The sequence below is a fragment of the Sphingomonas sp. PP-F2F-A104-K0414 genome (assembly GCF_004340945.1).
Classification (GTDB): domain Bacteria; phylum Pseudomonadota; class Alphaproteobacteria; order Sphingomonadales; family Sphingomonadaceae; genus Sphingomonas.
This window is the reverse complement of sequence record NZ_SLYD01000002.1, coordinates 572268-586414: the sequence shown is the minus strand read 5'-3', so window position 1 is coordinate 586414 and position 14147 is coordinate 572268. Positions and strand designations below refer to the sequence as shown.

Annotated in this window: 12 protein-coding genes; 6 read left to right on the top strand and 6 right to left on the bottom strand. The window is 64.1% G+C overall.

The features are described 5' to 3' along the window. The first annotated feature begins 118 nt into the window (after positions 1-118). Complete coding sequence (locus tag C8J46_RS06835; protein ID WP_132736580.1) at positions 119-463, top strand: hypothetical protein; 345 nt, start codon at positions 119-121, stop codon at positions 461-463. 66 nt (positions 464-529) lie between these two features. Here C8J46_RS06835 and C8J46_RS06830 read toward each other — a convergent pair whose 3' ends face one another. Next, positions 530-1822, bottom strand: coding sequence for an aspartyl/asparaginyl beta-hydroxylase domain-containing protein (locus C8J46_RS06830; protein WP_132736577.1), 1293 nt, complete (start codon positions 1820-1822; stop codon positions 530-532). A gap of 12 nt (positions 1823-1834) precedes the next feature. Beyond that, on the bottom strand, positions 1835-2095 hold the full coding sequence (locus C8J46_RS06825) for a hypothetical protein (protein ID WP_132736574.1): 261 nt from the start codon (positions 2093-2095) through the stop codon (positions 1835-1837). Between the two features lie 132 nt (positions 2096-2227). Between C8J46_RS06825 and C8J46_RS06820 the strand changes: the two genes are divergently transcribed. Beyond that, positions 2228-3289, top strand: a complete 1062-nt coding sequence (locus C8J46_RS06820) for a hypothetical protein (protein ID WP_243643247.1) — start codon at positions 2228-2230, stop codon at positions 3287-3289. A gap of 413 nt (positions 3290-3702) precedes the next feature. On the opposite strand, the gene C8J46_RS06815 is transcribed toward C8J46_RS06820, so the two are convergent. Next, positions 3703-6795 (bottom strand): TonB-dependent receptor, encoded by a 3093-nt coding sequence (locus C8J46_RS06815; protein ID WP_132736572.1) that lies wholly within the window; start codon positions 6793-6795, stop codon positions 3703-3705. 366 nt (positions 6796-7161) lie between these two features. Here C8J46_RS06815 and C8J46_RS06810 point away from each other — a divergent pair, with 366 nt between their 5' ends. The 4 genes from C8J46_RS06810 (at position 7162) to C8J46_RS06795 (ending at position 10411) form a co-directional block, all read left to right on the top strand. Further along, a complete protein-coding gene (locus tag C8J46_RS06810) occupies positions 7162-7569 on the top strand; it encodes a hypothetical protein (protein ID WP_165886472.1) in 408 nt (135 codons plus the stop codon). Between the two features lie 188 nt (positions 7570-7757). Further along, a complete protein-coding gene (locus C8J46_RS06805; protein WP_132736566.1) occupies positions 7758-8426 on the top strand; it encodes a cell wall hydrolase in 669 nt (222 codons plus the stop codon). A 77-nt stretch (positions 8427-8503) separates the two neighbouring features. Beyond that, complete coding sequence (locus tag C8J46_RS06800; protein ID WP_132736564.1) at positions 8504-9070, top strand: septal ring lytic transglycosylase RlpA family protein; 567 nt, start codon at positions 8504-8506, stop codon at positions 9068-9070. A gap of 354 nt (positions 9071-9424) precedes the next feature. Beyond that, positions 9425-10411, top strand: coding sequence for a helix-turn-helix domain-containing protein (locus C8J46_RS06795; protein ID WP_132736561.1), 987 nt, complete (start codon positions 9425-9427; stop codon positions 10409-10411). An 11-nt stretch (positions 10412-10422) separates the two neighbouring features. Here the strand turns inward: C8J46_RS06795 and C8J46_RS06790 are convergent, their stop codons facing one another. From C8J46_RS06790 to C8J46_RS06780, 3 genes are read right to left on the bottom strand one after another with little or no spacing between them, the layout of a single operon-like run. Continuing rightward, positions 10423-11187, bottom strand: a complete 765-nt coding sequence (locus C8J46_RS06790; RefSeq protein WP_132736558.1) for a FliA/WhiG family RNA polymerase sigma factor — start codon at positions 11185-11187, stop codon at positions 10423-10425. Then, positions 11184-13244: a flagellar biosynthesis protein FlhA gene (gene flhA, locus C8J46_RS06785; protein ID WP_132736556.1), complete on the bottom strand. Its 2061-nt coding sequence runs from the start codon at positions 13242-13244 to the stop codon at positions 11184-11186. Before flhA ends, C8J46_RS06790 begins: the two co-directional genes overlap by 4 nt. Before the next feature lie 3 nt (positions 13245-13247). Further along, positions 13248-14093: a lytic transglycosylase domain-containing protein gene (locus C8J46_RS06780; RefSeq protein ID WP_132736553.1), complete on the bottom strand. Its 846-nt coding sequence runs from the start codon at positions 14091-14093 to the stop codon at positions 13248-13250. Positions 14094-14147: the final 54 nt, after the last annotated feature.

The window sequence follows — 14147 nt, the reverse complement described above, 5'->3', positions numbered from 1 at the left end:
ACAACCGGATAATTTCGAGCATGCGTTGGTGTAGACCGGATCTTATATTGTGCAGTCTTCATCGACGGACGCACCGAAACCGAATATCGATTTGTCCGTTGATCGCCTGAGGAGACCAGTGATGAAGACGATCATGATTCTTGGGCTGTTATTTTGCGGAAGCGCGTCTTCCGCTCAGTTCATCGTGACGGGCCCCAACGGTGCGGCGGGATCGACTTCCAGCCTGTTTGCGGCGTATCAGGGCGTCGTGCCATCGGCGCCGGACTATGGGCTGGCGTCCGACGGCGCTACGCCGACCATGAAGCGGCAACGCGAGGAGCGCGCGCGGCAGGTCTATGCGATGTTTCCTCAATTGCAGGACGAAATGGCGGGCCATTCACCCGCGCGTGCGCGGTACATGTACGCTAAGGCGGAACATCAAGCGATCTGGGCGAACATCCGAGCAAAGGAAGCAGCTGATTGATAGTTTGCCAAGCGGATTAGGTGGACGCCCGGATGGCGAGCGGAGACATTCGCCATCCCCGCTCGCTCAATCGGAAATTTGGCTGTTGTCCCCCAACCGGGATCCGAGCGCTTCGAAAAGATGACGCACCATCGTCCGCTCATCGTCGGTAAGATAAGGGTTCCAAACGTCGACGATCAGGACCGCGCGGATCTCATCGCTGTCGTTCCACGCCTCGTGCTCGATCGTATCGTCGAAGACGAACGCCTCGCCCACGCGCCATTCGCGGGTCTCGCCACCAACGCGAAAACCGCACTTGTCGGGTACGATCAGGGGCAAATGGACGATTGAGCGGATGTTGCTGACCCCGGTATGCGGCGGCAAATGTGTTCCCGGTTTCAGGATCGAGAAGAAAGCGGTCGGTGCGCGTCCTGCGATATCCGACAATGGGAGCGTGTCCAGAATTGCCGCGGTCTGTGGGCAGCGTGCACAGACCGCATCGTTGCGTACGCCGTAGCGCCAGAGGTACTGGACGCTCCACTTCTCCGAACGATCGAGCGCGCTCCATAGATTGGCGGGTGTACCCGGCGTGATGGTGACATAGGGCGTGAATGCCGGCGTCGGCGCCGACAGCAGCGCTTCCAGTTCCGCCAGGATCGCAGGCGTTGCAGCTTCGAGATCGGTGAGCCAGGCGAAATGTTCGCGGGCGAAGAACTCGTCGGCCGGCAGGAACGGGAAATGCAACCCATGCGGGGCGGGGGCATAAATCCTGCGACGGCCCAGCATGGCATCGACGCATGCATCGAACCGACGTCGCTGTTCTGCATCAACGGTGTTGCGCAGCGGTTGCATCGCGACGTCGACATCATCGGATAGGGCCTGGGTCAGGACCGCAATCCGCTCCATCGCGCGGGTTAGCAACTGGTCGAGCGCTGGTGCACGATCAGGTATCGATCTGGCGATTGTCGCCACCCCGCCCCAGCGAAACGCCGCCGCCGACGTATCGCCGATCCGCTCGAACAACTCGGCGATCCGGACGTTGGCCATCAGGTTGCGCTGATCCGTCGCCAGCGCCCGTTCCAAAGCGGCGCGTTCCGCATCGGCATCGCCAAGTCCGCGATGCGCGCTCGCCAGGTTCATCCAGAGGGGCGCTGCAGTCGGGTCGGCATCCGCCGCGCGCACGAAATACGCCGCGGCGGCGCGATCGTCGTGGCCGAGCGCTGCCATCCCCAGCGCGTTCAAGGCAACAGGATGATCGGGTGCAACCGACAAGATTTGGCGAAACGCAGTGTTTGCGCGCGCGCGATCTCCAGCGCGTTGCGCGTGATCCGCCTCGCGCAGCAATGATTCCAGCGCCCGTTCGGCGCTATTGGTCGTCATCGCCGGCGCGTATTATTGACGCTGACCGCCGGTGGCGGCGCGATCAACGATATCCTGACCGCTGGCGCGCGCAGCCTGTGCGATCCGACCCCATTCCTCGCGCGTGTGGCATTCGCGCCGTGTCTCGATCAACGATCCCGCGGGCGCCGAGCGCTTGCAGACTTTGCGTTCGGCCTTGGGCGGGACATTGGCACCCTGTGTCGGCGCAGGCTGTTGTGCGGCAACCGCGCCGGTCATTCCCAAAAGCGCCAAACCGATGATCGTTCGCCTCATCATTGCCCTACCCCCAGGCTAGTTCCGAACACGCATCATGATCGTTTTGTAGCGGCATACAATCGGAAATTGACCGGTTGGCGGCGGTCTTCGCCGTGGCGATGACGCCTGCGATATGCGATCACCCTTGCGATGAGCATCCCGCCCTATTTTCCCCTGCTTGCCGCCCGAAACGCTGCGCCGGACGCGGCCGAAATCGCCGATCCCCGCTGGTTGGCACACCGATATGATCCGGGTCACGACGCCGTCCACCTGATCGATGCGGACCGGGCGGTGCGGGCGGCGGCGACGTTCCTGACCGACGAGCACCTGCCATCGGCAACGCAGCCCTGGATCGTCTCGCGACGGATCGCGCGCGACGCCGTGGCGCGGGCCGACCCGGTCCACTTCGTCTTTCATTCCGCCTATTGTTGTTCGACGTTGTTGGCGCAGGCGCTCGATCATGTCGGGGTCGCCTCGACGCTGAAGGAGCCCGTCATCCTGAACGACTTGGTCGGCTGGCGGCACCGCGGCGGCGATCCTGCGCGTATCGGCGACGTGCTGGATACTGCGTTGACGCTGTTGTCGCGCGCGTTCGTGCCAGGTGAGGCGGTGGTGATAAAGCCATCCAACGTCGTCAATGCGCTGGCTCCCGCCATGCTCGCGATGCGCCCCAATGCGCGCGCCATTCTGCTTTATGCGCCGTTGCACGGCTATCTCACGTCGATCGCGCGAAAAGGCATGTGGGGACGGCTATGGGTTCGTGAGCTGCTCGCCAAGCAACGCGCCGACGGGATCGTCAATCTGGGTTTTACGGCGGAAGACTATTTTCGTCTGACCGATCTTCAGGTGGCTGCGGTGGGCTGGATTGCGCAGGCCGATCTGTTTGCAGGGCTGACGGTGCGATTTCCCGGGCGGGTCCGATCGCTGCAGAGCGAAACGCTCCTTGCTGCACCACGAGAGTGCTTGGCGTCGATCTGCGAGATGTTCCGAGCGTCGGCCGATGCCGCTACGATCGACTCGTTGGCGCGCAGCAAGGCTTTCGGCCGCAACGCCAAGGACGGCACGGCATATCAAGCCGCGGATCGCGATCGCGATCGCAGCGATGGTGCGGCCCTCCATGCAGACGAGATCGACAAGGTCCTGGCCTGGGCACAGGCCGTCGCCAGCAATGCCGGCGTCGCGCTGGATCCGCCGGCGCCGTTATTGGGATGATCGCGCGGAGTACACCGGGTCGCTGAAGATGGGCTCGCCGTAAATGCGCCGGAGCCGCGAGACCCCTTCGCCGTGACTGCATCGACCGCATTGGCGCTTCCACGGCGTATCGCTGCGGAGCATCGAACTAACGCGCGTTGGGTTTTTGCGCGGTCGCAAGACCGCACGTTAGACGCTGCCATGCTTGGCTGCGTGTGATCGGCTGGCCATGCCGGGTTGCTAAACGACGTCGGTCGCCTCTGGGAGACACCGGGGTAACGTCGGCCTGTGCTTTGGCAATATTCCTGTAGGCAAATGTGGTCGCACGGCCGTGCCCGCACGGACCATGTTTAGTAACCTGTCTCCAATTTGCGTCCGCCCAAAAAAAAGGGCGGCTCCGAAGAGCCGCCCTCCAAACCGGATCTTTGCGGATCCTAGAAGTGCAGGCGTGCACCGATCGAGAAGCGACGACCCAGCGAGTCGTACGTCGACGGATAGGTGTTGCCGCTGTTGTAGCTGGTCGACCCGACGGTCGAGCCGACGAGCGGCGGCTGCTTGTCGAGAAGGTTCGTGACGGTGACGGTGAAGTCGAAGTTCTCGGCCACACCGATCCGGGTTGCGAGATCGAGGTAGTTATACGCATCGATACGACCGAAATCGACGGTGTCGCCGTTGAACGCACCCGAATATGCCGGGCCGCTACCGTTTGCGACGTCATCGGGCTCCTGCTTCGTGGCATCGATGTGACGCCACAGAACCGAAACGTCGACATTGTCAGCGAAGGTCAGCGTTGCACGGGTGTTCCAGTAGAACTCTGGCTGGATCGATGCGCAGTTGATCGAGTAATACCCGGTGCACTCGCGATTGATCAGACCAGGAGCAGCCTGGAACTTCGAGTCATGCGTCCAGTTGCCCTGGAACGACAGCGCCAGCTTCGCAAAACCGATGTCGCGACGATAATTGATCCCGAGATCAATACCGTCCGTCTTGATCGTGCCGAGGTTCGAGATCGACGACAACAGGCCTGGCGTCGTTGCAACGTCGCCGTCGAGACCGCCGGTAACCGGGTTACGAACGATCGCGAGACATGCAGGGTTGGTCGGGCTCGATGCCGACACGGCCGCGAAGCACGACGAGATGATGTCGCCAGGGGTGAACGACGACACTGCGCCCTTCACCTTGATGTTGTAGTAATCGACCGTGACGGAGAAGCCGGGGATCAGCTGCGTCGGCTGGATCACGAGACCTGCCGTGTAGCTGTCCGACTTTTCCGGGCGCAGGTTGAGATTTCCGCCCGACGTCACGTTTGCCTGACCACCGGTCGGGTTGGTGATGAGCCCGATGGTGCTCGCCGGTGCACCCTGCGCAAGGCAGACGGCGCGAAGGTCAGCGTTGCTCGTCGGCGCGGCGCCAGCGCAAGGATCGGTCGCGAGGTTGGTCAGGTTCGTTGTCACCGGCGAGAACAGCTCGCTGATGTTAGGTGCACGAACCGCACGCTGGTACGTGCCGCGCATCTTCAGGCCGGTGAAAGGCTCCCAGCTGCCGCCGCCCTTGTAGGTGGTGGTGTTGAAGGTCGGCGAGAGCGGCGAGAACACCTTGTAGTGCGAGTAGCGCACACCGGCTTCGAGCGTCAGGCTCTGGAAGAACGGACGATCCTGGACCAGCGGTGCGATAAGCTCGCCAAAGCCTTCGATCACCTCGTAGCCGCCGTCGATGTTCGGTGCGGCGCCACCGGCACCACCGAGCTCACCCGCCGTCTGGGCGAGCGTGTCCGACCGCTGCGAAGCGCGATACTTGCGATACTCCGAACCGGCAGCGAACCCGACCGAGTCGGTAGCGAACGGCGATGCAAAGCCGAAGTCGCCGTTCAGAACCGCACGGGCCTGTGCCAGCGAGGTACGAACCGTCGTGGTGCTCTCACCCGTGATGTACGGGATCTGGTTCGCTGCGATCGAACCGTCGGCACCGAATACGTTGAGCGGGACGCAACCCGTGCCTGCTGCCAGCGCCGCGCCATTCGGCGCACCCGTCAGACAGGTCGTGGTGTTGGTAGCGTAAACCGCCGACCGGACGCGCGACGTCAGGACGTAGCCCTGGAGCGTCTGCGTGTTCTCGGATTCGCCGTAGCCGCCCGAAACGTCCAGCTTGATACCGTCGGTGATGCCGAGCTTCACGCCGGCGCGGTAATCGAAGATGGTCGTCTGGAAGTTCGAGATACGCGGACCGACTTCGGTCGTACGACGCGACAGGTTCGTCGTGAATTCGCGATAGTTGGGATCGCTCGTCGTCGTTGCGCCAGCGGCTGCGGCGCAGTTTGCTGCGTTGAGCGACTGGATGCCGGCCTGATACGGATTGAAGTCGGCCGTCGACGCTGCGGTGGCGGCGCAGAACTGGTTACGTGCACCGACCGGCAGATACGGATTGGACACCGGGATCACGACCGACGACGAGAACACGCCCGACGGCGCGATGATCGTCTGCACGGTGTTCTTCGAGAACAGGCCGCGGGTGTAAACCTCGATGTTGTCCGAGACGTCGTAATGACCCGCGCCGTACATATTGAAACGCTCGAACGGCGTCTGGAAGATGTTGTACGGGTTGAAGTTGAACGGGGTCACCGTGGACGTCAGCGAACCCGTCGTCGGGTTGATCTGGCGACGGCCACCAAGCGTGAAGACCGAGGGAACGGTCGTGCCCGAGCCGCTGAGCCCGCCGCTGAACGAGTCGATGTTGTTGATCGAATAGCTGCGATCACCCTGATAAACAGGGTCGGACTGCTGATAACCGACCGAGAACACCGCGTTGCCGCGACCGTCGTCGAAGTTCGCGCCGATCGTGATGTCGCCGCGGAAATACGCGCCATCGCCACGCTCGGTGATCTGGTTCGACACCGATGCGTCGAGACCCGAGAAATCCGACCGGGTGATGAAGTTAACGACACCGGACACGGCGTCGGCGCCGTAGGTGGTGGCAGCACCGCCGGTCAGCGTGTCGACGCGCTCGACGAGCGCGAGCGGAATGTTGTTGAGATCGACCCGGCCAACAAGACCCGCTGGCGCGATCCGGTTGCCGTCGATCAGGACGACGTTACGGAACGAACCGAGGCCGCGAAGATCGACGAACGATGCGCCCCCGTTGCCGTTGTTCACGGCCGAACCGATGCTCGGAACCGCGCCTGGCAGGGTACGCAGAATGTCTTCCGCGGTGTTCGACTGGCGGAGCTTGATTTCCTCCTGGCCGATCACCTGGACCGGCGACGAAGCGATCAGCGCCGGGTTCTTGATGAGCGAGCCGGTGACGACGATGTCGCCCGAGCTGTTCTCGGTGGTCGGCGCAGCTTCCGACGTCGTCATGCCGACTTCGCCCTGCGCGTTGGCGCCCGGGGTCGTCTCTTGGGTTGCAGTCGCGCCGCCGGCGCGGATGCCCGAATTGTCACCCTGGACCTGCGCGAATGCCGGCGTGGCGAGCGAGGCCGCTCCCATGAGCAGCGTGGTCGCAAGCAGGTGAGTGCGCGCAGCAGATTTCATATTAACCCCTTAATGTGCCGGCGTTTGGCCGTGCATTAGCTCCGGAGAATTTCCGGTCATGACGTGAATTATCGGCCGATTGTGTCGCACTGCAACGGATATAATCGATTCGGTCCTTTCGAAATTTCGTTTGCGTCGCTAGCGTGACATTACCGCAACATAATATCGCCAGGGCTATCGAGAGGACATAAACCCTCGATGCACGTTTGCAGGGGTTGTCACATGCGTCGTTTTGAAGTCATTCGCTTCTCTATTCCAGCACTGGCGGCGATGGGTCTCGTCGCGGGAGGGCCGGCTCTGGCGCAATCTGGGGCGCAGTCGGGGTCGGATTCGTCCAAGACGTTGGATACGCTGGCAAACTGCCAGGTGATCGCCGCCGACGCTGCGCGGTTGGCCTGCTTCGATAGCGCGGCCGGACAAATTGCCAGCGCGCGCAAATCCGGCAACCTTTTGGCGTTGGACCGCGGCAAGGTGATCGAGCGCAAACGCCAGCGGTTCGGGCTCGCCGATGCAGCGCAGAGCCCCCTGGGCGGCGGTGAGGCGGACCGGCTTACGAAAGTCACCGAGGTGCGTACGACCATCGCAAGCGTGAAGCCTTCAAGTTATGCGCGCTACTCGTTGCAGTTGGCTAACAACACGGTCTGGGAAACGATCGAGCCCCTGACGCTTCAGCCTCGGCCCGGCACCGCGATCGTCGTCAAACAGTCGGGGTTCGGCGGCTTCAGGGCGACGATTGCCGGTGAACGGCCCATTCTCGTCAAACGGCAACGGTGACACCGATGCTGGTGACGAGACGCTAGGCTCGGCGTGGGATGGCGACATCGCCGATGACCTAGCCGGCTGCGCGCGAGATCATCGGACACAATCTCGGCAAGGGCGCAGCCCGTCCGAGTCTCGCGCGGTGACAGGCGTTCCATGGCTTCCCCGTTGGCCTGAACTCTCTTCCCCGGTACAGGGACGGGATGACGAAGCGACGCGCGCAATCCTCGCACTTGCGGGCTCGGGGATTGCGGCAAGGCGCGTCGTCGGAACAATGGCTGCTGTTGCTCGGGGTCGCGGTGGTGGCCGCGGCGATCTTCGGCACGTTGACCGACCTGCCCTGGCCCGCGGCGACGATCGATCTGCGGCGCCCCCAGCGCTTGACGATGGCGCAAGCCCGCGCGTCCAACGCGCTGGTCCCGATTGCGCTGGAAAAGCGTCGTTCTGCGACGCGGTTTCGTTTCAAAGGTGGCCCTGCGGCACGCGAACAGGCGACCGAATGTCTCGCGACCGTGGCGCTGTACGAAGCCGGTGACGATCGTGACGGACAGCGCGCCGTGATCCAGGTCGTGCTCAACCGCGTCGGGGCGGCGGGCTTCCCCAAGACCGTCTGCGGCGTCGTGTACCAGGGCGCGAACCGCAAGACCGGGTGCCAGTTCTCGTTCTCCTGCGATGGCTCGCAAGTGCGCAGGCCCGAACATGACGGCTGGGACCAGGCCAGACGCGCTGCGCGTCGCGCCCTGAGCGGGTATGTCTACGCGCCCGTCGGTCGGGCAACGCACTATCATACCGACTGGATGGTGCCCTATTGGCGCGCGTCGCTCGTCAAGGTCGCGACAGTCGATTCGCATATCTTCTATCAGCGGCGTTGATGGCCGGGGCACCGCATCGCCGCCGCGGTACTGTTCACACGCCCCGTTCCACACGCGCCGACCCGACGGGATCCGACATGCCGAAGCTTTCAAGATCCACGCTGTTCGTTGCAGGCTTGTCGTTCGCGATGACGGGATGCGCTGGCGGTACGTTCCGACCGGTCAGCGACAGCCCCGTCCGGCTGGGCGCGGCTTACCGCGTCAAGGGCACCACCTATGTGCCGGTCGTCGACCCGCACTACGACGTGCTCGGCTATGCCAGTTGGTACGGAACGGAGTCGGGCAACCGGACCGCAAGCGGTGAACGCTTTCGCGCGGATTGGATAACGGCGGCGCATACGACGCTGCCGCTGCCGACCTATGTTGAGGTGACCGCGCTTGATACCGGGCGACGCATCATCGTGCGGATCAACGATCGCGGTCCGTTTGTCGGCCGTGCGCGGATCATCGACCTTTCGCGCGGTGCCGCGGCCGGTCTGGGCGTGCGGTCCGCCGGTCCCGCCGCCGTGCGCGTGCGTCGCGTCGAACCGAGCGAGGCCGACCGCGAACGCCTGCGCAAGGGAAAGTCCGCGCGTGCACTCCCGCCGATTTCCGAACGCGAGCGGCTCAACCTGCGATCGCAACTCACTGCCGCAGGCTTCTAAACCGGTTGGTCGCGCAGCGCGGCGCTTTACATCGGGAAAGCCTTTTCCGCGGCAGCACGGCGAGGTCAGGGCGGCACATGCAAGCAGTGGGGGCGGGGATATCGCGAAGGGGCAAGCGGTAGTATCGAAACGATAGCGTATCTAATCTTTCGCACCTGCCGCATAGAGGGGATCTACCGCGCTGAAGTCATGGTGATCCTCCTTCATTGATGATCTCATGGAAGGTGGGGAAGTGCCGGATTTATCCAAAATCTTACCGGCAAGTGCCTGATCCGCGTGTTTTAATTGCCAGTCGCGTTGCACTGTGCGAACCGCGCACGATAAGGCACCACAATCTATGTTAAGGCCTGATGAATGAAGGCAGAACAATTTGGCGGCGGAACGCAGGCGCGGGGCCTGTCCGCATCGGCGTTGGACATGCCGGCCGGGCTTCACGTCCGCTATGCCGCGCCCGACCGGACGCTTGCCGAATGCATCACCGGCTACGCGATCTATGCGGCCGAAAGTCGCGACGCGATGGTCAACTGGTATCTGCCGTCGCCGCCGATGCTCTCGATCGTGCTCGATGCCGGCCCGATCACCGTATCGCTTGGCAATCATCGGTTCGGTCCGCTCGATCCCGTCAGTCTCTATGGACCGACCAGTCGTGCGTTCCGCACCGTGACGCATGGCGGAATCGCGGTGGGGATTGGTATCAGTGCGCTCGGCTGGGCGCGTATGACGCAGCGGCATGCCAGCGATTTTCACAATCGGATCGTCCCGGCGAGCACGCTACTAGGGGCCGACTTCGTCGAGCGGCTGCGCGAGGGGCTCGACGTGCTTGACGACGAAGCGTCGATCAAGCCGCTGCTCGACGACATGCTCGCGCCGCTGTTCGCGGTCCAGAATCCGCGTGAGCCGTTGATCCGCGCGTTCACCGCGCTGACGATCACCGATGGCGTGATCGAGATGAAGGATGTCGCCGATCGCTTAGGCGTGCCGACGCACGAGCTGCGACGTGTGGCGACACGGTATTTTGGCATGCCACCCAAGATGTTGCTGCGCCGTGCGCGGTTCCTGCGATCGTTCATCGGCTTGATCCGGGACGAAGGGCTCGGCGATTATTCCAAGATCGACAGCAGCTATTTCGATGCATCGCACTTTCTGCGCGATTCTGGGACATTCCTCGGCACGACGCCGCGGCGCTTTCTTGCGGCGGAGACGATCTTCCTGCGTGCGAGCCTACGCGCGCGATTGACGATTCTGGGTGCTCCCACCGCGACGCTTCACGACGGTATCCCGCGCACGCGCGTTTCCCATCCCCACCGCGACGATGACATGCGCGCCCAGCCCGAAATCTAACGCACCGGTCTTCAAACCGCGCGAGCTAGGGCCTTCTTCAATTTTGCGTGCGCCGATGCCTTGATCTGGCAGACGCGCGCCGAGCCGACGCCGAACACTTCACCGATCTCTTCGAGGTTGAGTTCCTCGACGTAATAGAGCTGGATCACTTGCGCTTCGCGTTCGGGGAGCGCGGTGATCGCCTTGATCAGGGCTTCTCGCATATCGCTGTCGGCGAGCTGCTCGAACGCGTCCGGCGTGTCGTCGGCGAACCACGGGAGGTCGTCGGCGTACATCTCGTCGATCGAGTCGAAGCGGATCGCGTCGGCCGTGACGTAGTCGGTGCGGAGTTTCTCGATCGTCACGCCGATATGCTCTGCGATCATGTCTTCTCCGGGAGCCTTGCCCGTGCGGGCGGTGAGCGTCGAGATCGCCTCGGCGTACTGGCGGCGGCGGCGCATCGCGCCTCGCGTGCTCGTGGCCTGGCGGCGGAGTTCGTCGATCATGCTGCCGCGTAGGCGGGTGATCAGATAGGTCTTGAACGGCATGCCGCGTTCGTCGAAATTCGCGGCGGCCTCGACCAGTGCGACTAGGCCGACCTGGATCAGGTCCTCGACTTCGACGCTGCTGCTCATGCTGCCATGGACGTGCCACGCGATCCGGCGGACCAGCGGGAGGTGTTGTTTGACGAGCTGGTCCGCATCGCCGCCGGGGCGTTGATGCGGACGGTAGGTGAGCGGCTGGCCTGTATAGGGCTGCGCATCGTCGAACGCGCCGCGCATCGGGAGCGCGCTCATGCCGCCAGCGCCTGCTGCGAGGCACCGATGACCGCGACGACTTCGACCGCCTTTTCCTCGGGCACCTCGAAGAACGACATGACCGGCGTATCGGGCAGGCACGTCCGCACCAGCTTGCGGATCGCGATGCGGATGGTCGGCTGGACGACCAGCGCGAACGGTTTCGCTTCGGCGATCAGCGGTTCGGCGGCGCGTTGCAGTGCCTCGACGATGCGGCGGCCGAGATCGGGTTCGATGACGTGGCGGCGCGATTGATCGGCGCGCATCGCCTGGCCGAGCAGACCTTCCAATTGACCCTCCAACGTCATGACGCGCAGCGGTTCGCGCACGCCGCACAGTTTCTGGATGATGAGCGCGCCGAGCTCGGGACGGATCGTCTCGATGATCTCCTCGGCGTCCTGCGTGCGCTGCGCCGCGACCGCGATCGCGCCGGCGATGCGACGGAATTCCTTGAGCGGCACGTTCTCCGCGAGCAGACCTTTTAGGACCTGCGTCAGCGTCGTGATCGGCAGCGGCGCGAGTGCTGCCACCAGCTGTGCGGCGCGCTCCTTGAGGCCGTCGAGCAGCGCCTGCACTTCGTCCTGGCCGAGCAGCTCGGCCGCGTTCTGGCCGAGCAGGTGGTTCAGATGCGTCGCCATCACGGTGCCGGGATCGACCACGAGATAGCCCGCACCGGTCGCCGCATCGGCATCGCTCGCATCGACCCAGGTCGCGTCGAGCCCGAAGGTCGGATCCTTGACCTTCTTGCCGAACAGATCGCCGAACGCCTGCCCCGTATCGAGCGCGAGCATCTCGTCGGGCGACACGGTGTCCTCGCCGACGACGACGCCGTTGACGAGGATGCGGTATACATAGGGCGCGAGGTTGATGTCGTCGCGGACGCGGACCTGCGGCACGACGAAGCCGAGTTCCTTCGACAGCTGGCGGCGGACGCCGGTGATGCGCCCCATCAGCGGCGAGCCGCGGCGCTCGTCGGCGAGCGGCACCAGGCCGTAGCCGATGTCGAGATTGACCTGCATGCCATCCGTAACTTCCTCCCAGCCGATTTTCGACTGGTCGATCGTCTCGACGGGGACGACAACGACGGGGGCAGGACGGCGCTCGATCTGGCGAAGCTTCCACGCGGCGAACCCGGCGATCGCCGCGGCCGGCAGGATCACCATGTGCGGCATGCCGGGCAGGATGCCGAGCAGCGCGAGGATCACCGCGACCGGGGTCCAGGTGCGGGGCGACCCGAACTGGCCACCGATCTGGCCGGCGAGATCCTTGTCCGAGGTGACTCGCGTGACGATCGAGGCGGCGGCGATCGACAGCATCAGCGACGGCAGCTGCGCGACCAGCGCGTCGCCGATCGCGAGCAGGATGTAATTGTGCGCCGCATCCGCGATCGTCATGCCGTGGCTGACCGGGCCGAGGATCAGGCCGCCGATGATGTTGGCGGCGAGGATCAGCATCGCCGCGACCGCATCGCCCTTCACGAACTTCGACGAGCCGTCCATCGAGCCGTAGAAATCGGCTTCGGTGGAGACTTCGACGCGGCGTGCCTTGGCTTCGTCGGGGGTGATGAGGCCGGCGTTCAGGTCGGCGTCGATCGCCATCTGCTTGCCGGGCAGCGCGTCGAGCGTGAAACGCGCGCTGACTTCGGAGACGCGGCCGGCGCCCTTGGTGACGACGATCATGTTGATGATCATCAGGATCGCGAAGACGAAGATGCCGACGACGTAATCGCCGCCGATCAGGAACGTGCCGAACGCCTCGATGACGTGACCCGCCGCGCTCTCGCCCTCGTGGCCGTGAACCAGCACGATGCGGGTCGAGGCTACGTTCAGGCCGAGACGGAAGAGCGTGGCGAACAGCAGGACGGTCGGGAAGGCGGAGAAATCGAGCGGCTTCTGCGCGTTGAGCGCGACCATCAGCACCGCGAGGCTGATCGCGATGTTCGCCACGAAGAAGATGTCGAGCATGAACGCCGGGATCGGCACGACCATGACGAGCACGAGCAGCAGGATCGCGAGCGGCAGGACCGACGCGCGGGCGTTGGAAAGGATGCGGTTCATGGCTTAGCCACCCAACCGTGCGAGCATCATGTAGGCGAGCCGCGCGGTGTCGGGCGTCGGGCGCAGGACGTTCACCGCAGTCTGGGCCGTCTTGCCGGTGAACTTGTTCATCGCGGTAGTCGCCCAGGCGAGCGCGTCGTCCGCGCTTTCGTTGTTGCCGGTGATGACCGTGGAGCCGTTCATGTCCAGCGCCTGCGCGGCGTAGTTGGCGGGCGTCGCGGTCGTGCTCGCACCGGCGGCGGCACCGCCGAGCTTGTCGGCGAAGCGGTCGTAGATCGCCGATAGCGTGCGCGGCTGGTTGTTCGAATCGTAGAAGACGTTGTGGTTCGCGCGCGCCGCGGCGGGGAAGAGCGCGGCGCCGCTAGCCTGCGGGTTGGCCTGCATCGTCTTGAGGAACTTGGTCGCGCCGCCGAGACCCATGAAGTGCGCCATATACAGGTCGGTGCCGGACGCCGGGCGGTTCAGCGTGCCTTCGAGCGACGCCTTGTTGTCCGAGGCGTATTCGGCGGCCATCAGCGAGGCGGCATTGGGATCGTTGCGCAGCGCGAGGATCGCCGCCTTGGTGCCGGCATCGCCGACCGAGAGGCGGCCGCTCGACGACTGGCCGATGCTGTTCGCAGCCCACGCCATGCCGTGCTCGGCGCCGTGCTTCTTGACGACGGAGAGCCAGCTCTGTTCGATGAACTGGTAGAGGCCCGAGGCGCTCGACGTGCCGGCCTTGGCATTGGCGTTGAGCCCGCTTTCGAGCTTCGCCTGGCCCAGCAGATAGTCGAAATCCACGCCCGTCTTGCTGCTCGCAAGCGCGATCGCGGATTGGATCCGGCCGGTAGTGATAGGATTGACGGTCATGCCCGTGTGCGGTGCCCCTGGTTCAGGGGATGCTCAGCAAGGGGCGTGCCAGTT